Here is a 24,288-nt window from a genome sequence, read left to right on the forward strand (position 1 = left end):
GGGCGCTACTCGCCCTGCGGGGCCTACTCGCCCTGCGGGGGGAGTGCCGCGATGAGGGGGTGGTCCTTGTCGACGACGCCGACCTTGGACGCGCCGCCGGGCGATCCGAGGTCGTCGAAGAACTCGACGTTGGCCTTGTAGTAGTCCTGCCACTCGTCGGGGAGGTCGTCCTCGTAGTAGATCGCCTCGACGGGGCACGCCGGCTCGCAGGCGCCGCAGTCGACGCACTCGTCCGGGTGGATGTACAGCGACCGCTCGCCCTCGTAGATGCAGTCGACAGGGCACTCGTCGATGCAGGCGCGGTCCTTGACGTCCACGCAGGGCAGGGCGATGACGTACGTCATGACCGCGTGAGCGCGCCGGAGCGCGAGATCTCGACCTGCTCGTCGCGCGGCACGACCTTGACGCGCTCGCGCTGGTGGCGGTGCGTCTCGCCGAGCGAGCGCTCGTGGGCGTCGAGGGCGAGCCATCCCTGCCACGTCGTGTACGCGACGCCGCGCTCGTCGAGCAGCGCCACGACGTCGTCCGCGGCGGGCGCCGGCAGCGTTCCGGCCTGCGCGTCCTCGACGAGATGCGCGACCGTCTCCATGGCGTCCGACTTGGTGTGGCCGATGAGCCCGATGGGGCCGCGCTTGATCCATCCCGTCGCGTACAGCCCGGAGACGCCGTCGACGCGGCCCTCGACGTTCGGGATGACGCCGCGCGCGACGTCGAAGGGGGCGCCCTCGACGCGCGTGCCGTAGTACCCGACGGCGCGGTACACGGCCTGCAGCGGGTACTCCGCGAACTCGCCCGTGCCGACGACGCGGCCGTCCTCGATGCGCGTCCGCTCGAACCGCATGCCCTCGACGCGCTCGTCGCCGAGGATCTCGGCCGGCGCGTGCCAGAAGTGCAGGTGCAGGCGTCGGGTGGCGCCCGTCGGCTCCTTGCCGCGCCACGAGTTCATCGTGCGCAGCATGATCTTCATCTGGTTGTTGGGGGCCGCGGCGGGGTCGACGCCCTCGAAGTCGGCCTCGTCGAGCACGATGTCGACGCCGTTCACCTCGCCCAGCTCGCGCAGCTCGATCGGCGTGAACTTGATGTCGGCGGGGCCGCGGCGGCCGAAGACGTGCACGTCGGTCACGGCCGACGCCTCGAGGCCCTCGAGCACGTTGTCGGGCACCTCGGTGGAACGGAGGTCCTCCGGGAGCTTCGCGAGCACGCGCGCCACGTCGAGGGCGACGTTGCCGTTGCCGATCACGGCCACCTCCCGTGCGTCGAGCGGCCACGTGCGCGGCACGTCGGGGTGGCCGTCGAACCAGGCCACGAAGTCGGCGGCTCCGTACGACCCCGCCTTGTCGATGCCCGGGATGTCGAGCGCGGCGTCCCGGATGGCCCCGGTCGCGAGGATGACGGCGTGGTAGCGCTCCTGCAGTTCGTCGAGCGACACGTCGCGGCCGACCTCGATGTTGCCGAGGAAGCGGATGCGGCCGGAGTCGAGCATCTCCTGCAGCGAGTTCACGATGCCCTTGATGCGGGGATGGTCGGGCGCGACGCCGTAGCGGATGAGGCCGTAGGGTGAGGGCAGCGACTCGAGCAGGTCGATCGCGACCGATCCGCCCGCCTCCTCGACGGCGTTCGCGAGGAGGTTTCCGGCGTAGATGCCGGCGGGACCGGCGCCGACGATGGCGACGCGCAGGTTGTCGAGGCTCACAGTGCTGCCTTTCTGTCGGAGTCGCGACGCACGGCGTCGACGAGCTCGGATGGTGCAAGAGGGCTGAGGGTGACGACGTCGCCGATCACGACGACGGCGGGATTGCGCACCTTCCGCCGGGCGGCCTCGTGCGCGATGGTCTGCAGCGTGCCGAAGGTCACGCGCTGGCCGGGCCCGTATCCATCCTCCACGATGGCCACCGGGCAGTCGCCGCCGCGGCGGCCTGCTCCCAGCACATGCGCGGAATGCGCGAGGGTCCCGACCCCCATGAGGAGGACGACCGTGTGGTCGCGCCCTCCGCCGACGTCGTCGATCTGGTCGTGCCCGGAGAGCACAGTGAACGACGTCGCGAGGGAGCGGTGGGTGAGGGGGATGGCCGCGATGGCGGGAACGGACGTCGCGCTCGTGACGCCGGGAACGACCTCCACCGCGACGCCCTCGGCGCGGCACAGTGCGAGCTCCTCGCTGCCACGGCCGAACACGAACGGGTCGCCGCCCTTGAGGCGCACGACGTCGCGACCGGCACGGGCGAGGTCGACGAGGAGCCCGGAGATCTCGTCCTGCGTGACGGGATGGCGTCCGGGATCCTTGCCGACGTCGACGACCTCCGCCTCGATGCGCACGCCCTCGGCGGCGAGCCCCGCGAGCACGGCGCGCGCGCCTAGCCGGTCGGCGACGATCACATCGGCGCGCTCGAGCGCGCGCAGTCCCCGCACCGTGAGCAGTCCGGCGTCGCCCGGCCCGGCGCCGACCAGCGTGACGCGCCCCTCGCGGGAGCGCTCAGCCACGGACCGTGCCCGCGGCGATCGTGTGGCCGTCGGCGGGGCGGATGACGAGGAACGAACCGGAGTGCCGGGAGACGGCGTACGGCTCGAGCGGCAGGGCCTCCGCGAGGCGGATGCGGGCACGGCCGATCTCGTTCACGCGCAGCTCGTCCGCCGGCACGTGGGCGAGCGAGTCGAGGTCGCGTCGTTCGACGATCTCGTCGACGATGCCCTGCACGGCCTTCGTGCCGTGCTTGACGATCACGCGCGCCCCCCGGGCGAGCGGGCGCTCGTCGAGGAGGAACAGCTGCGCGTCGATCTCCTTCGACAGCGAGGGCAGGGTTCCGTCGGCGACGAGCACGCTGCCGCGTGCGGCGTCGACGTCGTCGGCCAGCTGCACCGCGACCGACTGCGGGGCGGCCGCCCCGTCGACCGCGACGCCGGCGATCTCCACGGCCGTCACGGTGGTCGTGATGCCGGCGGGGAGCACCTGCACGCGGTCGCCGACCCGCACCGCGCCGGATGCGATGCGGCCGGCGGATGCGCGGTAGTCGCGGAGCCGCTCGACGGCGCCGGGGTCGTCGGCGACGAGCGCGGGCGACAGGCCGCCCTGCGGCCGCAGCACGAGCTGCACGGGAAGGCGGAACGGCTCCTGCTCCCGCTCCTCGGCGTCGGTCGCGGGAAGCGTCTCGAGCAGCTCGAGGAGCGCGGGGCCGGTGTACCACGGCGTGCGCGGCGACCGCTCGACGACGTTGTCGCCCTCGAGCGCCGACACCGGCACGACGTGCACGTCGCCGAGGCCGAGCTCCGTCGTGACGGCGCGCACCTGCTCCTCGACGGGGCGGAAGGCCTCCTCGGCGTAGTCCTGCAGATCGATCTTGTTCACGGCGACGACGACGTGCGGCACGCGCAGCAGCGCCGTGACGGCGAGGTGCCGCCTGGTCTGCTCGAGCACGCCCTTCCGGCCGTCGATGAGCACGACGACGGCGTCGGCCGTCGTCGCGCCCGTGACCATGTTGCGCGTGTACTGCACGTGCCCCGGGCAGTCGGCGAGGATGAAGCTGCGCGCGGCGGTCGCGAAGTACCGGTACGCGACGTCGATCGTGATGCCCTGCTCGCGCTCGGCGCGCAGTCCGTCGGTGAGGAGCGCGAAGTCGATGCCCTCGGACGACGCGAAGCCGCGCTCTCGGGACGTGCGGGTCACCTGCTCGAGCTGGTCGGCGAGGATGGCCTTGGAGTCGTGCAGCAGGCGGCCGACGAGGGTCGACTTGCCGTCGTCGACGGAGCCCGCCGTCGCGAACCGGAACAGGGTGGGCGCGGCGGTCATCAGAAGTACCCGTCCTTCTTGCGGTCTTCCATGGCCGCTTCGCTGATGCGGTCGTCGGCGCGCGTCGCGCCGCGCTCGGTGAGGGTGGAGACGGCGACCTCCGCGACGATGTCGGACACGTGCGCCGACGCCGACTCGACGGCGCCCGTGCAGCTCATGTCGCCGACGGTGCGGTAGCGCACCGTGCGCGTCTCGACCCGCTCGTCGGCGCGCGGCTCCGAGAACGGGCCCACGGCCATCCACATGCCGTCGCGGCGGTAGACCTCGCGCTCGTGCGCGAAGTAGAGGGGCGGGAGCGCGATGCCCTCGCGCTCGATGTAGCGCCAGATGTCGAGCTCCGTCCAGTTCGAGATGGGGAAGACGCGCACGTGCTGCCCCGGAGTGTGGCGCCCGTTGTACAGGCTCCACAGCTCGGGGCGCTGGTTGCGCGGATCCCACTGGCCGAACTCGTCGCGCAGCGAGAAGATGCGCTCCTTGGCGCGAGCCTTGTCCTCGTCGCGGCGGGCGCCGCCGAAGACGGCGTCGTGACGGCCGGCGGCGATGGCGTCGAGCAGCGGCTGCGTCTGCAGCGGGTTGCGCGTGCCGTCGGCGCGCTCGAGCAGGCGGCCGTCGTCGAGGTAGTCCTGCACGCGCGCGACCTCGAGGGTGAGCCCGAGGCGCTCGACGGTCTCGTCGCGGAAGCGGATGACCTCGGGGAAGTTGTGGCCCGTGTCGACGTGCAGCACGGGGAAGGGAACGCGCCCGGGGAGGAACGCCTTGGCGGCGAGGTGGAGGACGACGACGGAGTCCTTGCCGCCGGAGAAGAGCAGCACGGGGCGCTCGAACTCGGCGACGACCTCGCGGATGACGTGGATGGCCTCGGCCTCGAGCAGGTCGAGGGTCGACAGGCGCGTGGCCGGCGGCGTCGTGAGGGTGTCGCTCATGTGTGGAGTCCGCATTCGGTCTTGTCGAGCCCGGCCCAGCGGCCGGAGCGGGGGTCCTCTCCCTCGGCGACGGGCCGCGTGCACGGCCGGCAGCCGATCGACGGGTAGCCGAAGTTCAGGAGGAGGTTCATGGGCACCTTGTGTCGCGCGGCGTAGGCCTGCAGGTCGTCCCAGGTCCAGGCGGCGACGGGGTTGACCTTGACGAGGCCGTTCTTGGCGTCCCACGAGACGAGCGGCGTGCCGGTGCGGGTGGGCGCCTCGTCTCGGCGCACGCCCGTGAACCACACCTCGTAGCCCTGCAGGGCGTCGTGGAGCGGGGCGACCTTGCGCAGCGCGCAGCATCGCGCAGCATCGCGGGCGAAGAGGTCGGCGCCGAGTGCGGCGTCCTGCTCGGCGACGGTCTGCTCCGGCAGCACGTCGACGACGCGCACGTCGAGCGAGCGGGCGACCTCGTCGCGTGTCGAGACGGTCTCCACGAAGTGGTAGCCCGTGTCGAGGAACAGCACGTCGACGCCCGGCAGCTGCTCGGCGACGAGATGAGGGAGCGCCGCATCCGCCATCGAGCACGCGACGGCGACGGCGCCCATCCCGAAGTTGCGCGCGACCCAGTCGACGACCTCCGCGGGGCTCGCCTCGTGGTCGGTGAGGCTGCCGAGCTCGCCGGCGCCGCGCAGCGCGAGCGCCTCCAGCTCTTCGGCAGAGCGGCGCGCGGCGATGCGCGGGGCCAGGGACACGGTCATCGCAGCGCCTCCTCGTCGACGCGGTGCGCCCACTGGGCGAACGTCTCGTCGCCGTCGCGGTCGCCCGCGAACCGGGTCGCGATGCGCTCGACGTAGTCGGCGATGCCGGTGGCCTCCACCTTGAGCCCGCGGACGGTACGGCCCAGGCCAGCCTCCGCGCGGTCGCTCGACGCGAGCCCGCCGCCGAGGTGCACCTGGAAGCCCGGGACCTGGTTGCCCTCGTCGTCGGTGATGATCTGGCCTTTGAGGCCGATATCGGCCGTCTGGATGCGCGCGCACGAGTTCGGGCAGCCGTTGACGTGCAGGCTGAGGGGCGCGGGGAGATCGGCGCCCCCGAGGCGCTTCTCGAGCTCGAGCACCGCGGCGCGCGCGGTGTCCTTCGTGTCGACGATCGCGAGCTTGCAGTACTCGATGCCCGTGCACGCGATCGTGCCGCGGCGGATGAGGCTGGGCCGGGCGCTGAGTCCGAGGGCGTCGAGGCCGGCGATGAACGACTTGACGCGGTCCTCGGGGATGTCGAGGACGACGATCTTCTGGTGCGGCGTGGTGCGCAGGCGCGTCGATCCGTGCGCCTCGACGAGGTCGGCGAGGTCGGCGATCTGCTGTCCCGAGATTCGCCCGACGATGGGCGTCGCCCCCACGTAGAAGCGGCCGTCCTTCTGCCGGTGCACGCCGACGTGGTCGCCGGGGGTCGCGGGCTTCGGTGCCGCGGGGCCGTCGGCGAGGCGGTACTCGAGGTACTCCGTCTCGAGCACGTCGCGGAACTTCTCCGGTCCCCAGTCGGCGAGCAGGAACTTCAGCCGCGCCTTGTTCCGCAGGCGCCGGTAGCCGTAGTCGCGGAAGATCCGCGCGACGCCGTACCAGACGTCGGCGACCTGGTCGGGCGCGACCCAGGTGCCGAGGCGCTCGCCGAGGCGCGGCACCGTCGACAGCGCCCCGCCGACCCACAGGTCGTAGCCGACGCCGTGCTCGGGATGGTCGACCGCGACGAACGCGACGTCGTTGATCTCGTGCACGACGTCCTGGCTGGGGTGGCCCGTGATGGCGGTCTTGAACTTGCGGGGCAGGTTGGCGAGCTCGGGGTCGCCGATGAAGCGCGACGTGATCTCGTCGATCTGCGGCGTCGGGTCGATGAGCTCGTCGGACGCGATCCCGGCGACGGGCGAGCCGAGGACGACGCGCGGCACGTCGCCGCACGCCTCGGTCGTGGAGAGCCCGACGGACTCGAGGCGCCGCCAGATCTCGGGCATGCTCTCGACCTCGACCCAGTGCAGCTGGATGTTCTGCCGGTCGGTGAGGTCGGCGGTGCCCCGCGCGAAGTCGGTCGAGATGCCCCCGATGACGCGCAGCTGCTCGGTCGTGAGCTGCCCGCCGTCGATGCGGACGCGCAGCATGAAGTACTCGTCCTCGAGCTCGTGCGGCTCGAGCGAGGCCGTCTTGCCGCCGTCGATGCCCGGCTTGCGCTGCGTGTAGAGCCCCCACCAGCGGAAGCGGCCGTGCAGGTCGGTGGGGTCGATCGACGAGAAGCCGCCCTGCGCGTACACCTTCTCGATGCGCTCGCGCACGTTGAGGCCGCTGTCGTCCTGCTTGAACTGCTCGTTCGCGTTGAGCGGCTCGGTGCCGTCGACCTTCCACTGCCCGTTGGGCTTGCTGGATGGCCGGGGCGGGCGGATGCGCGCGCCGCGCGCGGTCGCGGCCTGCGCGCCGGTCTCGCTCAGGGTCATGACGGTCTCCCGGTCGCTCGGTGTCGGTCGAGCATACGAAGCGCCGTGGAGTCGCCATGCGATGTCGCGCAACAGACCGTCACACGGCGCGACACACTCCGTCACACGGCGTCACGTGACGCCGTGGGCACCGCGCGCGTGCGATCATCCCTCGCGCGTGCCAGCCGGATACATCGCGAGGCGGATGCCGGCTGCGGCGGCCCGCCGTACCGTGGGGGGAATGCGATCCGACCTCCGCACCCGCTGGCACCGGCTGCTCCGCCCCGTGAGCGGCGGCCAGTGGGTCGTCGACGGCGTGACGGCCGGCTTCTTCGCGCTGTTCGCCGTCGCGCTCCTGCCGGTCTACTACGACGGGTTCTCGCTCGCGGCGAATCTCGTGACGGTCGTCGTCATGGTCGCGGCGCTCCTGCTGAGCCGCGTCTCGCCGCCGCTGTCGCTCGCGGTCGCATGGATCGGGGCCTTCTTCCAGATGGCGACCGGGCAGGGCCCCATGGCGGCGAACCTCGCGATCTTCGTCGTGCTCTTCGCGACGGCGGCGTACGGGTCGCGCCTCGTGTTCTGGCTGGGGTTCGCATCGACGTTCGCGGGGTCGGTGTGCGTCGCGGTCTACCTCCTGTTCGTGGCGCCGAGTGCGGGGATCGACTTCTTCTCGTTCGGCGTCGTCGACGGCTCGTCGCCGCTGCAGGTCGTGTTCTACCTCGTCCTCGTCTTCGGGTCGATGCTGTTCAGCCTGCTGCTCGCCTGGACCCTCGGCGCGCTCTTCCGCGTCGTGCTGCGCGGCAGGGAGACGCGCCGTGCGCAGGTGCAGGCCGAGGAGCGTGCGGCGGCGGAGGAGGAGCGCTCGCGCATCGCGCGCGACATGCACGACATCGTCGCGCACTCGCTGGCCGTCGTCATCGCCCAGGCCGACGGCGCCCGCTACGCCGCGCGCGCCGATCCGGACGCCGCGACGGCCGCCCTGTCGACCATCAGCCAGACGGCGCGCTCGGCGCTGTCGGATGTGCGCATGCTGCTCACGCAGATGCGGCACCGGCAGGGGGAGGGTCCGCAGCCGACGATCGCCGACCTGGAGCAGCTGTACGCGCACGTGCGCGCGGCGGGCGTCGACCTGCGCGTCACCGTCGACCCCGCGCCGCAGGGCGAGCCGCCGGCCGCCGTGCAGCTCGCGGTGTACCGCATCCTGCAGGAGGCGACGACCAACGCCCTCCGGCACGGCGACGGCGGCCCTGTCGACGTCGTGCTCGCGTGGCTCCCCGGCAGCGTCGCGCTGTCTGTCCGCAACGCCGTGCGCCCCGCGGCGTCGTCGGCGGACACGGGCAAGCTGCTGCACGCCGCTCCCGCCTCGGGAGGCCACGGTCTCGTCGGCATGCGCGAGCGCGCCGAGCTCGCGGGCGGGCGGCTCGACGCCGGCCCGCACGGCGCCCACTGGCTCGTGCAGGCGACGCTCCCGGTCGAGACCGGCACCCCGTGACCGCGCATCGCCCATGGGCCGCGACGAGATGGTGCCCCTTCGATCTCGCCCAACGGATATCCGTCTGACGAGAGGCCACCGGATAACGCGGAATCGGGTGGGCTCTGGTGCAACGGATATCCGTTGGGCGAGGGGGCGTGACAGGCTGGAGAAGATGAGCGAGGGGGAGCGGATGATCAGGGTCGTGCTCGTGGACGATCAGGCGCTGTTCCGCGCCGGCATCCGGATGGTCGTGGCCTCGCAGCCCGACCTGGAGGTCGTCGGGGAGGCGGGCGACGGGCAGGAGGCGCTGGCCGTCGTGGCGCAGACGCGGCCCGATGTCGTCCTCATGGACATCCGCATGCCCGTCATGGACGGGCTCGCCGCGACGGCGGCCATCCTCGCGCAGCCCGATCCGCCGCGCGTCGTCATGCTGACGACGTTCGACCTCGACGAGGCGGCGGCGCGCGCCATCCGGGAGGGCGCGAGCGGGTTCCTCCTCAAGGACGCCGACCCCGAGTTCCTCCTGGCGGCCATCCGCACCGTGCACGCGGGGTCGTCGGTCATCGCGGCATCGGCGACGCGCGAGCTGTTCGCGCACTTCGCGGACGCGCCGCGCCCCGTGCCCGCGGCGTTCGGCGACCTCACCGACCGCGAGCGCGAGATCTTCGCCCTCGCCGCTCGGGGCCTGTCGAACGCGGAGATCGCGCAGCGGGAGTTCCTCTCGGAGGCGACCGTCAAGACGCACATCAGCCGCATCCTCGCCAAGCTCGCGCTGCGCGATCGCGTGCAGCTCGTCGTGTTCGCGTTCGAGCACGGGCTGGCGTAGCGCAGATCATCCTCCCGATGTAGCGGGATGAGCCGGGCGGGCGACGCCCGCGACGGGGCCCGGTCCCTAGCGTCGGAGGCATGGAGATCACGACCACCGACATGGGGCTCGCGGCGCGCGTGCAGCAGCTCAGCAAGCACTACGGCACAGGGGAGAACGGCGTCCGCGCGCTCGACGGCGTCAGCGTCGGCATCCGCCGCGGGCAGTTCACGGCCGTCATGGGTCCGTCGGGCTCGGGCAAGTCGACGCTCATGCACATCATGGCCGGACTCGACGCGCCGACCTCGGGCCGCGCCTGGATCGGCGATACCGAGATCACGGGCCTCGGGGACGAGCAGCTGACGCTTCTGCGCCGCCGCCGAGTCGGCTTCGTCTTCCAGGCGTTCAACCTCGTTCCGACGCTCGACGTGGAGGCGAACATCCTCCTCCCGTTCGACCTCGATGGGCGGCGGCCGACGGCGGGCGAGCGCGCCCGCATCGACGGGCTCATCGAGACCCTCGGGCTCGCGCCCCGCCTGCGCCACCGCCCGCACGAGCTGAGCGGAGGGCAGCAGCAGCGCGTCGCGATCGCCCGCGCGCTCGCCACGGCCCCCGACCTGCTGTTCGCCGACGAGCCCACCGGCAACCTCGACTCTCGCACGGGCCGCGAGGTGCTGGCGCTCCTCGCCGCCGCGAGCCGCGAGCACGGGCAGAGCATCGCCATGGTGACGCACGACCCCTTTGCCGCGAGCTACGCCGACCGCGTGCTGTTCCTCGGCGACGGCCGTATCGTCGCCGACAAGCCGCGCCAGACTCCCGAGCAGATCTCGGCGCACATGCTCGCGGCCGAGGCGGATGGCGCGGGCGCGCTTCCGGGGCTCCCTGCGGGCCCCGCGCGGACGGCTTCCGCTCCCTCGGCGCCCGAGACGGAAGGGGCCGTGCGATGAGCGCCGTCGCATCCGCGCCCGCGGGCACCGCGCCATCCGCTCACCCGAGCCGGCCCGCCCGCCCCGCGGGGGCCGGCCGCCTCCTGTTCCTCCGCGAGCGGGGGATGGGTGCGAGCGTGCTGGTCTCGGCGCTGTCGGCCGCGTTCGGCGTGACGCTCGTCTCGACGACGGGCTACATCGGCGCCGTGCTGCAGGACGACCCGTACATCGGCGACTCCGAGACTCTCGCGTTCGTGGTGGGTCTGCTGAGCGTGCTCCTCACCGCCGTCGCGATGTACGTCGCGGCGGTCGTCACGGCCAACACGTTCTCGACGATCGTTGCGGGCCGCGTGCGCCGCATCGCCCTCCTGCGGCTCATCGGCGCATCCGCGCGCTCGCAGCGGACCGAGGTCGGCCGGCAGGGGCTCGTCGTCGGGGTCGTCGGCGCCGTGATCGGGCTCGTGGGCGGCATCGCGCTCTCCACGGCGGGCATCGCGGTCGGCGACGCGCTCCTCGACGTCGCCGACCACGGCTACGCGGTGCTGCGGCCCGTGCTCGCGCTGCCCGCGGCGATCGTCGCGCTGACGACGTGGGCGGCCGCCTGGGTCGGCTCGCGCCGCGTGCTCGACGTGACGCCCCTGCAGGCGCTCGCCGGATCCGTGGAGCGCACGCACGCGTCCGTCGCGCACCGGCCGGCGCGCAACGTGCTCGCGGTGGTGCTCTTCGCCGTCGGCGCGGCGCTGCTCGGAGTCGGGATCGTCGGAGGGCTCCTCACTCCGCTCGGCATCCTCCCGGCGTTCGCGGGCGGCCTCGTCTCGTTCACGGGTCTTGTGCTGGGGGCGACGAGCATCATGCCGCCCGTTCTGCGGATGGTGGGGCGCTGGTTCGGGTCGTCGGCGACCGCGCGCCTCGCCGCCGAGAACGCGCTGCGCCATCCCGAGCGGTCGAGCCGCATGTCGATCGGCGTCGTCATGGGAGTCACCCTCGTGACGATGTTCGCCGTCGCCACCGAGACTGCGAAGTCGGTGCTCACGGCGAATGCCGGCGGCGAGCTCGACGACGACTTCGTCGTGATCATGGACACGTTCGCGAACATCATGATGGTGCTCGTCGCGGTGTCCGCCGTCATCGCCGCCGTCGGGCTCGTCAACCTCCTCACGATCGGCGTCGTGCAGCGGCGTCGCGAGCTGGGCCTGCTGCGCGCTCTCGGGCTGTCGGCGGCGCAGGTGCGCGGCGTCGTGCTGCTCGAGGCGACGCACATCACGCTCGCGTCGCTCGTCACGGGGCTCGTGCTCGGCGTCGCGTACGGGTGGGCCGGCGCGCAGTCGCTCCTGGGGTCGGTGCCCGCCTTCCCCGGCGGACCGTCCGGCTCGCTCGTGATGCCCGCCGTGCCGTGGGCGCCCGTGCTCGCCATCGTCGCGGCCATGGCGGTCCTGACGGTGGCGGCCGCCGTCGCGCCGACGCGGCTCGCGACCTCCGTCGCACCGGTCGAGGCGCTCGCCGCCGACTGAGGCGCGGCGCGGGATGGCCCGGCTGCCGCGGGTGGGGGGAATCGGCCGCTTTCCGGATGGCGCGTCGCGCGAGTGGGCGGAAACCCCCGCTTTCCGGGCGGGTGAGCGGCGTGAACCGCCCACTCGCGCGTCGGCGGCCCACGTCCCCGCGGCCAGCCCTCGGCTCAGCGCGGGACGGACGTCGTGAACAGCACGCGCGTCCGCTCGGCGCCGATGTGCCGCCAGCGGTCGCGGGCACCCGCGGGGAAGTGGATGAAGTCGCCCGTGCCGAGCGCGTACGTGCCCGCGCCGACGATGTCGATCTCGAGGGCGCCCGCGACGACGTACAGGGCGCTCTCGCCGGGCGCTTCGAACCACTCCGCGATCTCGTCGTCAGGCCCGAAGTCGTACTCGACGACCTCGAGCGCCGAGACGTTCCGCAGCAGCAGCGCGCGTCCGGCGGCGGCCTGCGGATGGTCCGACACCGGCAGGCGCTCGCCCTCGCCCGCGCGGACGACGCGCACGTCGAGCGGATGGACGGCGGGCAGGAGGTCGCCGGGCCGCACGTCGAGCGCGCGGGCGAGCCGGTACACCGACGCCATCGACGGCGCGCTCGCCCCGCGCTCGATCTGGCTGAGGAACGGCTGGCTCATGTCGGCGCGCGCGGCGAGCTCGCGTGTCGACAGCCCGGCGGCGCGCCGCAGCCTCCGGATCTCGGTCCCGATGAGGCCGCCGAGATCGGCGTCGGCCGCGTCCGTCATGTCATGCCTCCGTAACACCCGCCGAATGCTCTCGACATCGTGATCACGTTATATGAATGCCGTGAGCATTCATGACGTCGAGCGCATCGTGCGAGGGCTGCCGAAGGTCAGTCTCCACTGCCACCTCATCGGATCGGTGCAGGCGGCGACGGTCGTCGATCTCGCCCGCAAGCACGGGGTGCCGCTCGACGGCGGGCGCACGGCGGAGAACCTCTTCGACCACGGCAGCTACGAGGACCTCGACGAGTTCCTCCGCGTCCTCGACGTCGTAGGTGCCGTCATCCGCGACGTCGACGACTTCCGGCGCGTGACGTACGAGTCGCTCACAGAGGGCGGCGCCGCCCACAACGTGCTCTACCGCGAGATCTTCCTCAGCCCGCCCGGCCACCCCGGTGTGCCGTACCCGACCATCCTCGAGGGGGTGCGCGCGGGGATGCGCGACGCCGAGGTCGACACCGGCATCCGCTCGGCGCTCATCGTCGGCCTCAACCGCAACGACACCGCCGCTTCGGCCGTCGAGCTCGTCGAGACCGTCGTCGCGCATCGCGCAGACGACGTGCTCGGCATCGGCCTCGACTACTCCGAGGCGATCGGGCCGCCGGAGCGATTCTGGAAGGCGTTCCGGATGGCCGGCGCGGCCGGTCTCGAGCGCACGGCCCATTCCGAATCGGGGCCGCCGCACCACATCGAGACGCTGCTCGACCTGCTCGGCTGCACGCGCGTCGACCACGGGTACCACGTCGTCGACGACGAGGCGATGACGCGCCGATGCGTCGAGGAGCGCATCCCGTTCACCTGCACGCCCGTCTCGAGCGACATCGGCCGCTACTCGGGCAGCGGCGACGGCAGCCACCGCCGCATCCGCGAGATGGTCGACGCGGGCCTCGTCGTGACGATCGACTCCGACGACCCGCCCATGTTCGGCACCGATCCGACGAACGACTACCGCGTGCTCGCGCATGCGCTGGGCTACGGGCTCGACGACCTCGCGCGCTTCAGCCGCAACGGCGTCGAGGCCGCGTGGCTCGACGAGGCCGACCGCGCCGCGCTGCGCGCCAGGGTCGACGCCGCCATCGATGATCTCCGCACCACCCTCACCCCTGCAGAAACCGGAGCGACCGCATCATGACCATCCGCCTCACCCGCGCCGCCCTCCCGGCGCTCGCCCTGTCCGCGCTCGCCCTGTCCGGATGCTCCGCATCCGAGCCCGCCGCCGAGGCGGAGGACGCCGACTTCGGCGAGCTCTCGGTGCAGCTCAGCTGGATCAAGAACGAGGAGTTCGCGGGGGAGTACTTCGCCGACTCCGAGGGGTACTACGAGGAGGCGGGATTCTCGTCGGTGAACCTCGTGCCCGGCCCGTCCACTGGCGTCGCGGAGCTCGCGGGCGGCACGGTCGACGTCGCGATCAACGACGCCGTGTCGGCCGGCGCCGCCGTCGCGAACGAGGGCGCCCCGATCACGATCATCGGGACGACGCTGCAGAAGAACCCGTTCACGGTGCTGTCGCTGGCCGACGGGGCCGGCATCGCGACCCCTGCCGACCTCGTCGGGAAGCGGATCGGGGTGCAGGACTCGAACCGGTCGCTCTTCAGCGCGTTCCTCGCGGCGAACGGCATCGACGAGGACGAGCTCGAGATCGTGCCGGTGCAGTACGACCCCGCCCCGCTCGTGAACGGCGAGGTCGACGGGTTCATCGCCTACCTCACGAACGAGGCGATCTCGGTCGAGATGCTCGGGCTCGAGACCGCGAACCTCCCGTTCGCCGACAACGGGATGCCGTTCGTCGCGGAGACGTTCTCGGTGTCGCACGACACGCTCGCGACCGAGCGGGAGAAGCTCAAGGCCTTCCTCGTCGCGGAGATCCGCGGATGGCAGGACGCGCTCGACGACCCCGACGAGGGGGCGCGGCTCGCTCTCGAGGAGTACGGCGCCGACCTCGGGCTCGACCCCGACAAGACGCTCGCGGGCATGATCGCGACGAACGAGCTCATCGTCACGGACGAGACCGAGTCGAACGGCCTGTTCACGATCTCCGAGGAGCTGCAGGAGCAGACCGTCGAGAGCCTGGCGCGTGCCGGCATCGAGCTGGAGGCGTCGGACCTGTTCGACCTCAGCCTGCTCGAGGAGGTCTACGAGGAGAACCCCGACCTGCTCGGCTGAAGCGGATGCTCCCTGCCGCGGGTGGGTGGAAACCTCCGCTTTCCGGGCGCGGGAGCGGCGCGAACCGCCCACTCGCGCGGGAGAGCGGGCGCGAACCGCACACTCGCGCGCGGCGCCCGCCGTGTCAGGCCTCGGCCGCAGGCGGGTCGAACGCCCAGGTGCGGGCGAGGCGCCGCAGGCGCACCGCCCGCACCTGCCAGATCGCCCACAGCGGCAGCCAGAGGAGCGGGGCCGCGCCGCCGCCGATCGTGAGGCGCTCGCGCCACAGGGTGCGGCCATCCGCCGTCGCCGACACCGCCATCTGGTGATCCCACACGTCGAGGGAGGCGAGCGGGCCGGTGAGCGGCGTGCCCGCGTCGCGGAGGATCCGCACATCTCCCTTCGACCGGTCGACCGTCGCGATGAGCTGCGTGCCGATCGTCAGCGGACCCGTCTGGAGCGCGACGGCGGCGTCGTCGCCCGAGCTCCACTCGAGGGGCATCGGATCGGCGCCGAGAGGCCGCATGCGCACGAGCGGTCCGTAGAGCTCGGCGAGCACGGCGGGGGAGTGCAGCGCCCGCCAGGCGGCGTCGACGTCGCAGTCGAGCACGAGCTTCTGCAGGATGCGCATGGCGTCAGTCTGCCACCCGGCCGCGCCGCACCATCCGCTGCTCGTGCATGGGGGTGCCGTCGGCGGCCTGCTCCACCTTCTCCGCGCCATCGAGCGCGAAGCCGTGCTTGCCGTAGAAGCGGATGGCGCGCTCGTTGCCGGCGAGCACCCAGAGCGACGCGGCGGCCTCGCCGACCGCCGCGTCGATGAGGTCGTCGGCGATGCCGGAGCCGTGGTGGTCGGGATCGAGGTAGAGCGCGTACAGCTCGCGGTCTGCGGGCGGCTCGGCGTCGCGTCCGCGGCCGGACGACGCGAAGCCGACGATGCGCCCGCCCTCGACGGCGACCCATGTCGGGTTCGCGTCCTCGCGGAGGATGCGCTCCCAGCGGCGCGTGCGCGCCGGCAGCGACAGGCGCGCGAGCGTCTCGGCAGGGAGCAGGCCGGCGTAGGCGATGCGCCACGTGCGGATGTGCACGAACGCGAGCCCCTCGGCATCGCGCGGTCCCGCCCGTCTGATCTGCGCCATCCGGCCACCCTGCCCGACCGGCCCTCGCCGCGCAAACGCGGTGTCACGGCGACTCCGTCGGCGCGCGCTCCTGGTTCGCGCGTCGCCCGTCGTGCAGGTGTCGTCCGCGATGGCGGGGCGCATCGCAGGGAGCTGCGGACGATCCGCGACAATGGGGGGATGGCATCCCCGTTCGACCAGTCCTCGTATCAGGTGCGCTTCGACTGGGGGGTCGAGGGACTGCGCCGTCTCGCGGCCTCCGACGTCGTGATCGTCGTCGACGTCATCCGGTTCGGCTCGAACGTCGTGGCGGCCGCCGCGGTCGGCGATCACGTCGTGCTCTCCGATGCGCACGCGGTGTCGGCGAACGGGGCCGCGGTCGCGATCGCCGCATCCGAGCTCGCGCACGACCCCGTCGTGGTCGCCGGAGCGCTCCGGAACGCCGCCGCTGTCGCGCGCGCGGTGATGGCCGAGCAGCACGCGCGCGGAGGCCGCACGAGCATCGCCGTGATCGCGGCGGGCGAGAAGGGTGCCGACGGCGTGCGCTTCGCGGTCGAGGACCTCCTCGGCGCGGGCGCCGTGATCGCGGCCCTCTCCGACCTCGGCATCGACCACTCCTCGCCCGAGGCGGTGTCGACGGCCGAGTCGTTCCGTGCGCTGCGCCGCGCTGTGAAGCACCTCATGACGGCGAGCGGGTCGGGCCGAGAGCTCGAAGGCGACGAGCGTCACGCCGATGTCAAGGCCGCGGCGGCGATCGACGACCTCGACGTCGTGCCGGTCCTGCGCGACGGGGTGTTCGCGGCGCTCTGAGCCGGGCCGTCAGCCGCGCGGAGCCAGGGCTTCGGCGAGCAGGTCGAAGAGCCGCCGGGTAGCGCGCTGCCGGTCGCCGTCGCGCAGCGCAAGGGCGAGCCCGGCATGCACCTCGGCATCCGCGATCGGCGTTGCGACGAGATCGGTGCCCGCCGCCATCGACTCCGCGAGCACGCAGACGCCGAGCCCGCGGGCGGTCAGCCCGAGCAGGGTCTCGGGGTTCGAGCCCTCGAGGTCGACCCTCGGCTCGATTCCGACGCGCGCACACGACTGCTCGAAGGCGCTGCGGACGCCCGTTCCCGGTGGGATGCACAGCACCGTCTCGTCGCGGAGGTCGGCAAGCCGTGGCCGGCCGCCCGCGAGGCGGTGGCCTGCCGGGGCGATCACGGCGAGCCGCTCGTCGCTGACCGGCCGCACGGCGAGCCCCTCGGCCACGGGCCCCGCGTGCGACAGCAGCGCCAGGTCGAGCTCCCCGTCGGCCGTGCGCCGCTGCAGGCGGTCGGAGGTGTCCTCGACGAGTTCGACGACGACGCCGGGATGCTGCCGATGGAACCCGGCGACCGCGTCGAGGAAGGACGGGATCGTGCAGCCGGCGATCATCCCGAGCCGCACCCTGCCCTGCAGCAGGTCGCTCAGCTCGTCGGCGGTCTGGCGCACGCCGTCGACGGCGCGCAGCGCGTCGCGGGCGCGGGCGAGCAGCGTCTCGCCGGCGAGCGTGAGCCGCACTGTGCGCGGGCCGCGCACGAGCAGGTCGTGGCCGAGCTCGCGCTCGAGCTTCGCCAGCTGGGCGCTGATCCCCGATTGGCTGACGTGCAGCCGCTGCGCCGCCGCCGTGAACGACCCGTGGTCGACGACCGCCACGAAGTAGCGAAGCTGCCCGATCTCCATCACCGTGGATGCTAGCACCTATAAGAACCATCTGTTTGAGTGTTCGCGCGGTCCGCGCGAGGCTGGATGGCGACAGCCGGACCGACCTGAAGGAGAACGCCCATGACCGCCACCGCTTCCGAGCTCGCCGAGGACTACCTCGTCGCCTGGCAGGGGCGCGACTTCGTCCGCCTGCGCTCGCTGCTCGCCGACGACGTCAGCTTCATCGGCCCCCTCGCCGCGATCGAGGGAGCAGACGAATGCATCGCCGGCCTGGAGGGCATGGCGCAGGTGCTCGAGCGGATCGAGGTACGCGAGCGCCTCGCCGAGGGCTCGAGCGTGATCACCTGGTTCGACCTGCACACGACCGTCGCCGATCCCGTGCCGACCGCGAACTGGATGCAGGTCGAGGGCGGGCTGATCACCCGCATCCGGGTCGCCTTCGATCCGCGCGGCATCCTCGCCGCGCGGGGCTGACCCGGCTCGGCGCGACGGCGGAGGCGAAGGCGGAGCGAGCGACGATCAGGAACCACACGACGCTGACGACGACGGTCACGAGGATCGATGCGCATGCCGCATGCCGCTCACCGAGGGCCATGACCTCAGCCTCTCGTTGGAGCGCATCCGTCCCTGACGTCGAAGCGGCCCCGGTCATCCGACCGGGGCCGCCCCGCTCAGGAGGCGTCAGCGCCGTGCGCGCTCGCGCGTCCTGTCGCCGTCGTCGGTGCGGATGACCGTGGAGATGGGCGAGGGCCCCTGGCCGTCGGCGGGCAGCTCGGGCAGGTGGGAGAAGTCGGGCGCGTCGTGGTCGTCGGTCATCGTCTTCTCGTTGAACGGAAGCTCCCCGCGCAGCACCTGGCGCGCCTGGTCGCGGTCGAACTCGCGCGTCCACGTGGCGACGACGATCGAGGCGACGGCGTTGCCCGTGAAGTTCGTGAGCGCGCGCGCCTCCGACATGAAGCGGTCGATGCCGGTGATGATGCCGACGCCGTCGACGAGGTCGGGTCGGTAGGTCTGCAGGCCGCCCGCGAGGGTCGCGAGGCCTGCGCCCGTCACGCCCGCCGCGCCCTTCGACGCGATGATCATGAACACGAGCAGGCCGATCTGCTCCGGCACCGACAGCGGAGTGCCCATCGCGGTCGCGATGAAGAGCGACGCCATCGTGAGGTAGATCGCCGTGCCGTCGAGGTTGAACGAGTATCCCGTCGGCACCGTGATGCCCGCGACGGGCTTGGAGACGCCGAGGTGCTCCATCTTCGCGATGAGGCGCGGGAGGGCCGACTCCGACGACGACGTGCTGACGATGAGCAGGTACTCGCGGCCGAGGTACTTCATGACCGAGAAGATGTTGATGCGAGCGACGAACCACAGCACGGCGGCGAGGACGACGCCGATGAAGAGGATGCACGTCACGTAGAAGCCGACCATGAGCGTGCCGAGCGCGACGACCGCACCCCATCCGGTGTCGCCGACGACGCCTGCGATGGCGCCGAACGCGCCGATCGGCGCGACCCAGAGGATCATCGTCAGCACGCGGAACACGACCGCCTGCACGAGGCGGACGCCCTCGAGGATGCGCTCTCCCTTCGCGCCCAGCCGCTGCACCGCGAAGCCGACGAGGAGCGCGACGAAGAGCACCTGCAGCACCGACTCGCCCGTGAGCGGCGAGAAGAGCGTGGTCGGGATGATCCCCATGAGGAAGTCGGTGGTCGTCTCCGCCTCCCCCTCGATCTCGTAGCCGGGGTTGCTGAGCGCGAGGCCCTCGCCGGGGTGGATGATGTTGCCGACGACGAGGCCGATGAACAGGGCGAACGTCGACATGACGAGGAAGTAGCCGAGCGCGAGCCCGCCGACCTTCCCGACCGTGGCGGCCTTCGCGATGGAGCCGATGCCCAGCACGATCGTGCAGAAGATGACGGGCGCGATCATCATCTTGATGAGCGCGACGAACGCCTTGCCGATCCACGCGAGCGACGACCCGAAGTCGGGCCAGATGAGGCCGACGGCGATGCCGGCGGCGACCGCGATGATGACCGCGATGTAGAGCCAGTGCTGCTTGTCGATGCCGCGTCGACGCTGCGCGGCCTGTGGCGTCGTTGCCATGGGGTCTCCTCCTTCGGGGCGCCGATCGGGTCGACGCGGGGTCCATCGTGCGCGGGGCGGGATGGCTGTGCCCTGTTGCGTGCATAGTGTTCGCGGGCTGCGAGGGTCATGGAGCGCCGCCGCCCGACACAATGGGGGGATGGCACGACGCGGCGCCCCGGACGCGCGTCGCCCGCGGGCGCGGCGGCGCAGCGTGGCGGCGCGGGTGCTCGGCGTGCAGTCGGCCGTGCTGCTCGTCGGCGGCGCGCTCGTGTTCGCCGCGCTCGCGTGGGATGCGCGCGCGGCGGCGCTCGCGGATGCCGAGGACCAGACGACCTCGCTCGTGCTCACCCTGGCGAGCGAGCCGACGATCGTCGACGACGTGTCGGCGGCACACGACGACCCGGATCGGGACGCATCGGTCGCCCGGGCGTCGGCGGCGCTGCAGCCGTATGTCGAGCGCATCATCGCCGCGACGGGCGTCGACTACATCACGATCATGGACACCGATCGCACGCGCTACACGCACGCCGACCGTGCGCGCATCGGCGGGGAGTTCCTCGGCAGCATCGCCCCCGCCCTCGACGGCGGGACCTTCACGGAGGTCTACGCGGGGACGCTCGGCCCGTCGCTGCGCGCGGTGACGCCGGTCGAGGCGGATGGCCGCATCGTCGGGCTCGTGTCGGCGGGCGTGACGCTCGACAACGTGACGGGGGCCATCCTCGTGCGCCTGCAGATCGTGGGTCTCGCGACGCTCGCGATCGTCGGGCTGGGAGCGGCCGCCACCATCCTGCTGTTCCGCAGGCTGTACCGCATGACCGACGGAAGGGATCCCGACGAGCTCGCGCGGCTGTTCGCGGCGCACGAGGCTGTGCTCCACTCGCTCGAGGAGGGACTCGTCCTGGTCGAGCGCCCCAGCCCGGATGGCGGGGGCGCGGATGGAGCGGGCCCGGATGGCGCGGGCGGCGCGAGTGCGGATGGCGGGAGCGCGGCAGTCGCGGGCGGCTGGGGCGCGGATGGCGGGGGCGTGGGCGGTGTGGGCACGGCAGGCGCGGGCGCGGCCATCCGGCGCCCCGGGCGTGTGGTGCTCGCGAACGACCAGGCCGGCGTCCTGCTCGCGAGCGCGCGGACGCCCCCGTTCGACCTGGACGAGCTGGGCGCGTCGGCGCGCTCCGCGATCGACGGCCCGGACGACGTCGTGCGGGTCGGCGGTCGCGAGCTTCTCGTGACGCGATCCGAGGTGGTGGTGTCGGGGAGGAGCGCCGAGATCGTCACCCTGCGCGACCGCACGGAGCTGCGGCGTGTGACGGGGGAGCTGTCGTCGGTGCGGACGATCTCGGACGCGTTGCGCGCCCAGGCGCACGAGTTCGACAACCGGCTGCACACGATCGCCTCGCTCATCGAGCTGGGACGCTCCGACGAGGCGCTCGGGTTCGCGGCGGCGGAGCGCGCGGTCGGCCAGCGGCTGGCCGATCGCGTGCTGCACGCCGTGGACGAGCCCGTCATCGCGGCGCTCCTCCTCGGCAAGTCGGCGCAGGCGCACGAGCGCGCCGTCGAGATGCACTTCGAGACGCACCTGCCGCCGGGGACGCAGGGGATCCCGCCCGCCGACGTCGTGACCATCCTCGGCAATCTCGTCGACAACGCGATCGACGCGGCGGCGTCGAGGGCGCGTCGGACGGGCGAGACGGGCGCGTGGATCGAGGTGTACCTCGGGGAGGCGGAGGACGGCGGCATCGTGTTCCAGGTGACCGACAGCGGCGACGGGGTCGTCCCGCGCGACCGCGAGCGCGTCTTCGCCCGCGGCTACTCGACGAAGCGAGAGGACGGCCAGGGTCACGGATACGGGCTGGCGCTCGTCCGGCAGACGGTCGAGGGCCTCGGCGGCGCGGTCGAGATCACCCGGACCCGCGAGGGCGGCGCCGTGTTCACCGTGACGCTGCCCCGCCCGTCCGTGCTTCCGTCCATCCGCCCTTCCGCTCCTCCGTCGGCCCGCCCTTCCGCCCAGGTCGCGGTTTCCGTCCTGGGGGCGTCGGTTGAGGGCGGAAAGCGCGACCCGGACGAGGTGGGGTCGGACGAGGCAGAGGTCGGTTCGTCTCTCGCCCAGGTCGCGGTTTCCGTCCTGGGGGCGCCGGTTGAGGACGGGAAGAGCGACCCGGGCGAGGTGGAGGTCGGCTCGTCTCTCGCCCAGGTTGCAGTTCCCGTCCTGGGGGCGCCGGTTGAGGACGGAAACTGCGACTCGGGCGAGGTGGGGACCGGCACGGGAGGGTCGGGCGAGGTGGGGACCGGCACGGGAGGGTCGGGCGAGTTGGAGTCGGACTCGGAAGAGCCGGATGCGGATGAGCCGGACGGCGACGCGGCGGGCGAGGCGAGGCCGGGCGACGCCCGAGCGGGCGCCGAGGAGGACGGGCGATGACCGCCATCCGGGTGCTCGTCGTAGAGGACGATCCGCGCACGGCGGCGGCGCACGGTGCGTATGTCGAGCGGATGGCAGGCTTCGCGCTCGCCGGCACAGCGCACACCGTCGCCGACACGCGCCGTGCCATCCGCGACGCCTACGGCACGAGGGACCGCATCCACCTCCTGCTGCTCGACCTCAACCTGCCCGACGGCCACGGTCTGGAGCTGTGCCGCGAGCTGCGCGCCGCGGGCATCGTCGTCGACGTCGTGGCCGTGACCGCGGTCCGCGAGCTCGACGCCGTCCGCGAGGCGGTCGCCGTCGGCGTCGTGCAGTACCTCATCAAGCCGTTCACGTTCGAGGTGTTCGCCGCGAAGCTGCGCGCGTACCGGGAGTACGCCGAGCGGATGCGGTCGTCTGCGACGTCGCTCAGCCAGCGCGAGGTCGACACGGCGTTCGCCGCGCTGCGCACGTCGAACACCCCCGGGCTCCCGAAGGGGCTCTCACCCGAGACGCTCGACGCCGTGAGCTCCCTGCTCGATACCGACGGGCGGTCGGCGAGCGAGGTCGCGGAGGCGCTGGGGCTGTCGCGCGTCACGGCGCGTCGGTATCTGGAGTTCCTCGCCGACGGGGGCACGGCCATCCGCTCGCCCCGGCACGGCGGCCGAGGCCGGCCCGAGCTGGAGTACCGCCGCAAGGGCGCCTAGCCCGGCCGGACCATGAGGCCGCGCGCTACGGATCGCGCGGCGTCATCGCGGCGCGGCGGTCGGCGGCCGTGATCTCCCGCCGCGTCCAGCTGAGCAGGAACCGGCGGTCGAACGTGGGCGCGCACCGCACGCACGATGACGCCCGCGTCGGGCGGCGGTGCCGGTAGACGACGTGACCGGATGGGCACGAGCCCACCCAGGGAGCGAGCTCCGTCGCGGTCTCGCCGTCGTGCGTCGTGCCGCCGACGTAGCCGAGCTCGCGCGCGATCCGCTTCCACTGCGGGCCGTGGCCCGCCGCGCGTCCGGCGAGGGCGTGCGCGACCTCGTGGAGCAGCGTCTGGTGGTTGACGTCGTCGTCGTAGCGTGCGGCGAGGTAGCGCGACACCGTGATGCGGCGTCGCGTGTAGTCGCACTGGCCGGCACGGCGCTTGGCGTTGTCGAAGCCGAACGTCCACGACTCGTCGAGGTGGTGGGCGATGAGCGCCTCGGCCCATCGCTCGACGCGCTGCAGATCCGACATGCTAGCGATGCTAGGCGCGACCGCCGACAGCCCGGCCCAGCTCGACGTGCGGCGCGTCCCGGCCTACGCTGTTGGCCATGGGAACTCTGTGCAGCGCACCGGCGGTGTGCTTCTGGGCTGTTCGCGAGCGCCGCGCCTGACGGCGCGCCTCGCTTCCGCCGCGCGCCGTCGATCCGGATGTCTCCGCACCCGGACGCGCGTCATCCCGACCCGATGCCCGGGTGCTCCGAATCGTCTTCAGGAGTGCTCGCATGCGACCCCGTTCCCGTCATGGCGGACGCCATGAACTCGGACAGAACTTCCTCATCCACACGCCCACCATCGAGCGGATGGTCCGTCTCGTCGACGCCGCGGACGGCCCCGTCCTCGAGATCGGCGCCGGCGACGGCGCCCTCACTCGACGGCTCGCGCGCCTCGGGCGGCCCGTCACCGCGCTCGAGATCGACGAGACCCGGCTGCCCGGGCTCGCTCGGATCGGCGACGTGCGCGTCGTGCACGGCGACGTGCTGCGCCATCCGCTCGACGTGCCGGTGGTGGTCGGCAACGTGCCGTTCCACCTCACGACCCCGATCCTGCGCCGCCTCCTCGGACGGCCCGGCTGGCGCGACGCCATCCTGCTCACGCAGTGGGAGGTCGCGCGCAAGCGCGCGGGGGTGGGCGGGGCGACGCTCATGACCGCCCAAGCGGCTCCGTGGTTCCGCTTCGCGCTGCACGGTCGCGTGCCTGCGGCGGGGTTCGTGCCGCGCCCCGCCGTCGACGGCGGTCTCCTGTCCATCTCGCGCCGTCCGCGACCTCTCGTCGCGACGGCGCACCGCCGCGCCTACGAGCGCTTCGCGGGCCTCGTCTTCGCCGGTCGAGGACAGGGCGTCGCCGACATCGCGCACCGCGCGACCGGGGCGCGCCGCGCCGACCTCGCGCGGGCGCTGCGCGGTGCGGGTGTGGATCCGCGGGCCCTTCCGCGGGACCTCGGCCCGGAGGCGTGGGCCGCGCTGTGGGAGGCCGCCCGCCGGTGAGCGCCTCTGCGGAGGGCCCGTGCGACGGGCT

General features: G+C 72.8%; 24 protein-coding genes. 11 read left to right on the forward strand and 13 right to left on the reverse strand.

The genetic code is table 11. The features are described 5' to 3' along the window. Window positions 1-23: 23 nt before the first annotated feature. Genes fdxA through ABD998_RS10825 form a run of 7 tightly spaced genes read right to left on the reverse strand, consistent with a single transcriptional unit; the run spans window position 24 to window position 7,171 of the window. Window positions 24-344: a ferredoxin gene (gene fdxA, locus ABD998_RS10795; protein ID WP_345436258.1), complete on the reverse strand. Its 321-nt coding sequence runs from the start codon at window positions 342-344 to the stop codon at window positions 24-26. Continuing rightward, window positions 341-1,693, reverse strand: coding sequence for an FAD-dependent oxidoreductase (locus tag ABD998_RS10800; RefSeq protein ID WP_345438955.1), 1,353 nt, complete (start codon window positions 1,691-1,693; stop codon window positions 341-343). Before ABD998_RS10800 ends, fdxA begins: the two co-directional genes overlap by 4 nt. Beyond that, window positions 1,690-2,481 (reverse strand): uroporphyrinogen-III C-methyltransferase, encoded by a 792-nt coding sequence (cobA, locus tag ABD998_RS10805; RefSeq protein ID WP_345438957.1) that lies wholly within the window; start codon window positions 2,479-2,481, stop codon window positions 1,690-1,692. Before cobA ends, ABD998_RS10800 begins: the two co-directional genes overlap by 4 nt. After that, complete coding sequence (locus ABD998_RS10810; RefSeq protein ID WP_345438959.1) at window positions 2,474-3,784, reverse strand: sulfate adenylyltransferase subunit 1; 1,311 nt, start codon at window positions 3,782-3,784, stop codon at window positions 2,474-2,476. Before ABD998_RS10810 ends, cobA begins: the two co-directional genes overlap by 8 nt. Next, window positions 3,784-4,707 carry a sulfate adenylyltransferase subunit CysD gene (cysD, locus tag ABD998_RS10815; protein ID WP_345438961.1) on the reverse strand — a complete coding sequence of 308 codons (924 nt, stop codon included), beginning with the start codon at window positions 4,705-4,707 and terminating at the stop codon, window positions 3,784-3,786. Before cysD ends, ABD998_RS10810 begins: the two co-directional genes overlap by 1 nt. Beyond that, entirely contained in the window at window positions 4,704-5,447 is a 744-nt protein-coding gene (locus tag ABD998_RS10820) for a phosphoadenylyl-sulfate reductase (RefSeq protein ID WP_345438963.1), read from the reverse strand. The genes cysD and ABD998_RS10820 overlap by 4 nt, the downstream gene beginning before the upstream one ends. Beyond that, window positions 5,444-7,171: a nitrite/sulfite reductase gene (locus ABD998_RS10825; RefSeq protein WP_345438965.1), complete on the reverse strand. Its 1,728-nt coding sequence runs from the start codon at window positions 7,169-7,171 to the stop codon at window positions 5,444-5,446. The genes ABD998_RS10820 and ABD998_RS10825 overlap by 4 nt, the downstream gene beginning before the upstream one ends. Window positions 7,172-7,391: 220 nt before the next feature. On the opposite strand from ABD998_RS10825, the gene ABD998_RS10830 reads away from it, so the two are divergent. The 4 genes from ABD998_RS10830 to ABD998_RS10845 all read left to right on the forward strand — a co-directional run bounded on the left by ABD998_RS10830 (window position 7,392) and on the right by ABD998_RS10845 (window position 11,866). After that, window positions 7,392-8,642, forward strand: coding sequence for a sensor histidine kinase (locus ABD998_RS10830; protein WP_345438967.1), 1,251 nt, complete (start codon window positions 7,392-7,394; stop codon window positions 8,640-8,642). A gap of 172 nt (window positions 8,643-8,814) precedes the next feature. Then, window positions 8,815-9,450, forward strand: a complete 636-nt coding sequence (locus tag ABD998_RS10835; RefSeq protein ID WP_345439117.1) for a response regulator transcription factor — start codon at window positions 8,815-8,817, stop codon at window positions 9,448-9,450. A gap of 80 nt (window positions 9,451-9,530) precedes the next feature. Continuing rightward, entirely contained in the window at window positions 9,531-10,376 is an 846-nt protein-coding gene (locus tag ABD998_RS10840; RefSeq protein ID WP_345438969.1) for an ABC transporter ATP-binding protein, read from the forward strand. Then, window positions 10,373-11,866: an ABC transporter permease gene (locus ABD998_RS10845; protein WP_345438971.1), complete on the forward strand. Its 1,494-nt coding sequence runs from the start codon at window positions 10,373-10,375 to the stop codon at window positions 11,864-11,866. Before ABD998_RS10840 ends, ABD998_RS10845 begins: the two co-directional genes overlap by 4 nt. Window positions 11,867-12,030: 164 nt before the next feature. On the opposite strand, the gene ABD998_RS10850 is transcribed toward ABD998_RS10845, so the two are convergent. Beyond that, complete coding sequence (locus tag ABD998_RS10850; RefSeq protein ID WP_345438973.1) at window positions 12,031-12,606, reverse strand: helix-turn-helix domain-containing protein; 576 nt, start codon at window positions 12,604-12,606, stop codon at window positions 12,031-12,033. A 61-nt stretch (window positions 12,607-12,667) separates the two neighbouring features. Here ABD998_RS10850 and add point away from each other — a divergent pair, with 61 nt between their 5' ends. Together add and ABD998_RS10860 are read left to right on the forward strand one after the other, a co-directional pair. Then, the gene (gene add / locus ABD998_RS10855; protein ID WP_345438975.1) at window positions 12,668-13,735 is read left to right on the forward strand and encodes an adenosine deaminase; all 1,068 of its coding nucleotides are present in this window, start codon (window positions 12,668-12,670) and stop codon (window positions 13,733-13,735) included. Then, window positions 13,732-14,766, forward strand: coding sequence for an ABC transporter substrate-binding protein (locus ABD998_RS10860; protein ID WP_345438977.1), 1,035 nt, complete (start codon window positions 13,732-13,734; stop codon window positions 14,764-14,766). Before add ends, ABD998_RS10860 begins: the two co-directional genes overlap by 4 nt. A 124-nt stretch (window positions 14,767-14,890) precedes the next feature. Here the strand turns inward: ABD998_RS10860 and ABD998_RS10865 are convergent, their stop codons facing one another. Further along, a complete protein-coding gene (locus ABD998_RS10865; RefSeq protein WP_345438979.1) occupies window positions 14,891-15,376 on the reverse strand; it encodes a hypothetical protein in 486 nt (161 codons plus the stop codon). Window positions 15,377-15,380: 4 nt separating this feature from the next. After that, window positions 15,381-15,881 (reverse strand): GNAT family N-acetyltransferase, encoded by a 501-nt coding sequence (locus tag ABD998_RS10870; RefSeq protein ID WP_345438983.1) that lies wholly within the window; start codon window positions 15,879-15,881, stop codon window positions 15,381-15,383. 159 nt (window positions 15,882-16,040) lie between these two features. Between ABD998_RS10870 and ABD998_RS10875 the strand changes: the two genes are divergently transcribed. Next, the gene (locus ABD998_RS10875) at window positions 16,041-16,670 is read left to right on the forward strand and encodes a 2-phosphosulfolactate phosphatase (protein ID WP_345438985.1); all 630 of its coding nucleotides are present in this window, start codon (window positions 16,041-16,043) and stop codon (window positions 16,668-16,670) included. 9 nt (window positions 16,671-16,679) lie between these two features. On the opposite strand, the gene ABD998_RS10880 is transcribed toward ABD998_RS10875, so the two are convergent. After that, the gene (locus ABD998_RS10880; protein ID WP_345438987.1) at window positions 16,680-17,558 is read right to left on the reverse strand and encodes a LysR family transcriptional regulator; all 879 of its coding nucleotides are present in this window, start codon (window positions 17,556-17,558) and stop codon (window positions 16,680-16,682) included. A gap of 102 nt (window positions 17,559-17,660) precedes the next feature. Between ABD998_RS10880 and ABD998_RS10885 the strand changes: the two genes are divergently transcribed. Then, complete coding sequence (locus ABD998_RS10885) at window positions 17,661-18,014, forward strand: nuclear transport factor 2 family protein (RefSeq protein WP_345438989.1); 354 nt, start codon at window positions 17,661-17,663, stop codon at window positions 18,012-18,014. A 207-nt stretch (window positions 18,015-18,221) separates the two neighbouring features. On the opposite strand, the gene ABD998_RS10890 is transcribed toward ABD998_RS10885, so the two are convergent. Further along, on the reverse strand, window positions 18,222-19,640 hold the full coding sequence (locus tag ABD998_RS10890) for a cation:dicarboxylate symporter family transporter (protein ID WP_345438991.1): 1,419 nt from the start codon (window positions 19,638-19,640) through the stop codon (window positions 18,222-18,224). 139 nt (window positions 19,641-19,779) lie between these two features. Here ABD998_RS10890 and ABD998_RS10895 point away from each other — a divergent pair, with 139 nt between their 5' ends. After that, entirely contained in the window at window positions 19,780-22,035 is a 2,256-nt protein-coding gene (locus tag ABD998_RS10895) for a sensor histidine kinase (protein WP_345438993.1), read from the forward strand. Further along, on the forward strand, window positions 22,032-22,724 hold the full coding sequence (locus ABD998_RS10900) for a response regulator (protein WP_345438995.1): 693 nt from the start codon (window positions 22,032-22,034) through the stop codon (window positions 22,722-22,724). The genes ABD998_RS10895 and ABD998_RS10900 overlap by 4 nt, the downstream gene beginning before the upstream one ends. Window positions 22,725-22,749: 25 nt before the next feature. On the opposite strand, the gene ABD998_RS10905 is transcribed toward ABD998_RS10900, so the two are convergent. Then, window positions 22,750-23,244 (reverse strand): SprT-like domain-containing protein, encoded by a 495-nt coding sequence (locus tag ABD998_RS10905; protein WP_345438997.1) that lies wholly within the window; start codon window positions 23,242-23,244, stop codon window positions 22,750-22,752. A gap of 251 nt (window positions 23,245-23,495) precedes the next feature. Between ABD998_RS10905 and erm the strand changes: the two genes are divergently transcribed. Next, window positions 23,496-24,257, forward strand: coding sequence for a 23S ribosomal RNA methyltransferase Erm (erm, locus tag ABD998_RS10910; RefSeq protein ID WP_345438999.1), 762 nt, complete (start codon window positions 23,496-23,498; stop codon window positions 24,255-24,257). The last annotated feature ends 31 nt before the right edge of the window (window positions 24,258-24,288 follow it).

Origin of the sequence: Microbacterium gilvum (assembly GCF_039543865.1) — a bacterium.
Classification (GTDB): Bacteria; Actinomycetota; Actinomycetes; order Actinomycetales; family Microbacteriaceae; genus Microbacterium; species Microbacterium gilvum.

Excerpts from the sequence above, each read along its gene's own strand:
- ABD998_RS10845 (WP_345438971.1), top strand. The coding sequence starts at position 10,373 with ATGAGCGCCGTCGCATCCGCGCCCGCGGGCACCGCGCCATCCGCTCAC.
- ABD998_RS10840 (WP_345438969.1), top strand. The coding sequence starts at position 9,531 with ATGGAGATCACGACCACCGACATGGGGCTCGCGGCGCGCGTGCAGCAG.
- ABD998_RS10890 (WP_345438991.1), bottom strand. The coding sequence starts at position 19,640 with ATGGCAACGACGCCACAGGCCGCGCAGCGTCGACGCGGCATCGACAAG.
- fdxA (WP_345436258.1), bottom strand. The coding sequence starts at position 344 with ATGACGTACGTCATCGCCCTGCCCTGCGTGGACGTCAAGGACCGCGCC.
- ABD998_RS10865 (WP_345438979.1), bottom strand. The coding sequence starts at position 15,376 with ATGCGCATCCTGCAGAAGCTCGTGCTCGACTGCGACGTCGACGCCGCC.
- cysD (WP_345438961.1), bottom strand. The coding sequence starts at position 4,707 with ATGAGCGACACCCTCACGACGCCGCCGGCCACGCGCCTGTCGACCCTC.
- ABD998_RS10885 (WP_345438989.1), top strand. The coding sequence starts at position 17,661 with ATGACCGCCACCGCTTCCGAGCTCGCCGAGGACTACCTCGTCGCCTGG.
- ABD998_RS10820 (WP_345438963.1), bottom strand. The coding sequence starts at position 5,447 with ATGACCGTGTCCCTGGCCCCGCGCATCGCCGCGCGCCGCTCTGCCGAA.
- ABD998_RS10900 (WP_345438995.1), top strand. The coding sequence starts at position 22,032 with ATGACCGCCATCCGGGTGCTCGTCGTAGAGGACGATCCGCGCACGGCG.
- ABD998_RS10830 (WP_345438967.1), top strand. The coding sequence starts at position 7,392 with ATGCGATCCGACCTCCGCACCCGCTGGCACCGGCTGCTCCGCCCCGTG.
- ABD998_RS10860 (WP_345438977.1), top strand. The coding sequence starts at position 13,732 with ATGACCATCCGCCTCACCCGCGCCGCCCTCCCGGCGCTCGCCCTGTCC.
- ABD998_RS10895 (WP_345438993.1), top strand. The coding sequence starts at position 19,780 with ATGGCACGACGCGGCGCCCCGGACGCGCGTCGCCCGCGGGCGCGGCGG.
- ABD998_RS10880 (WP_345438987.1), bottom strand. The coding sequence starts at position 17,558 with ATGGAGATCGGGCAGCTTCGCTACTTCGTGGCGGTCGTCGACCACGGG.
- ABD998_RS10835 (WP_345439117.1), top strand. The coding sequence starts at position 8,815 with ATGATCAGGGTCGTGCTCGTGGACGATCAGGCGCTGTTCCGCGCCGGC.
- ABD998_RS10870 (WP_345438983.1), bottom strand. The coding sequence starts at position 15,881 with ATGGCGCAGATCAGACGGGCGGGACCGCGCGATGCCGAGGGGCTCGCG.
- ABD998_RS10850 (WP_345438973.1), bottom strand. The coding sequence starts at position 12,606 with ATGACGGACGCGGCCGACGCCGATCTCGGCGGCCTCATCGGGACCGAG.
- ABD998_RS10825 (WP_345438965.1), bottom strand. The coding sequence starts at position 7,171 with ATGACCCTGAGCGAGACCGGCGCGCAGGCCGCGACCGCGCGCGGCGCG.
- ABD998_RS10905 (WP_345438997.1), bottom strand. The coding sequence starts at position 23,244 with ATGTCGGATCTGCAGCGCGTCGAGCGATGGGCCGAGGCGCTCATCGCC.
- ABD998_RS10875 (WP_345438985.1), top strand. The coding sequence starts at position 16,041 with ATGGCATCCCCGTTCGACCAGTCCTCGTATCAGGTGCGCTTCGACTGG.
- erm (WP_345438999.1), top strand. The coding sequence starts at position 23,496 with ATGCGACCCCGTTCCCGTCATGGCGGACGCCATGAACTCGGACAGAAC.
- ABD998_RS10810 (WP_345438959.1), bottom strand. The coding sequence starts at position 3,784 with ATGACCGCCGCGCCCACCCTGTTCCGGTTCGCGACGGCGGGCTCCGTC.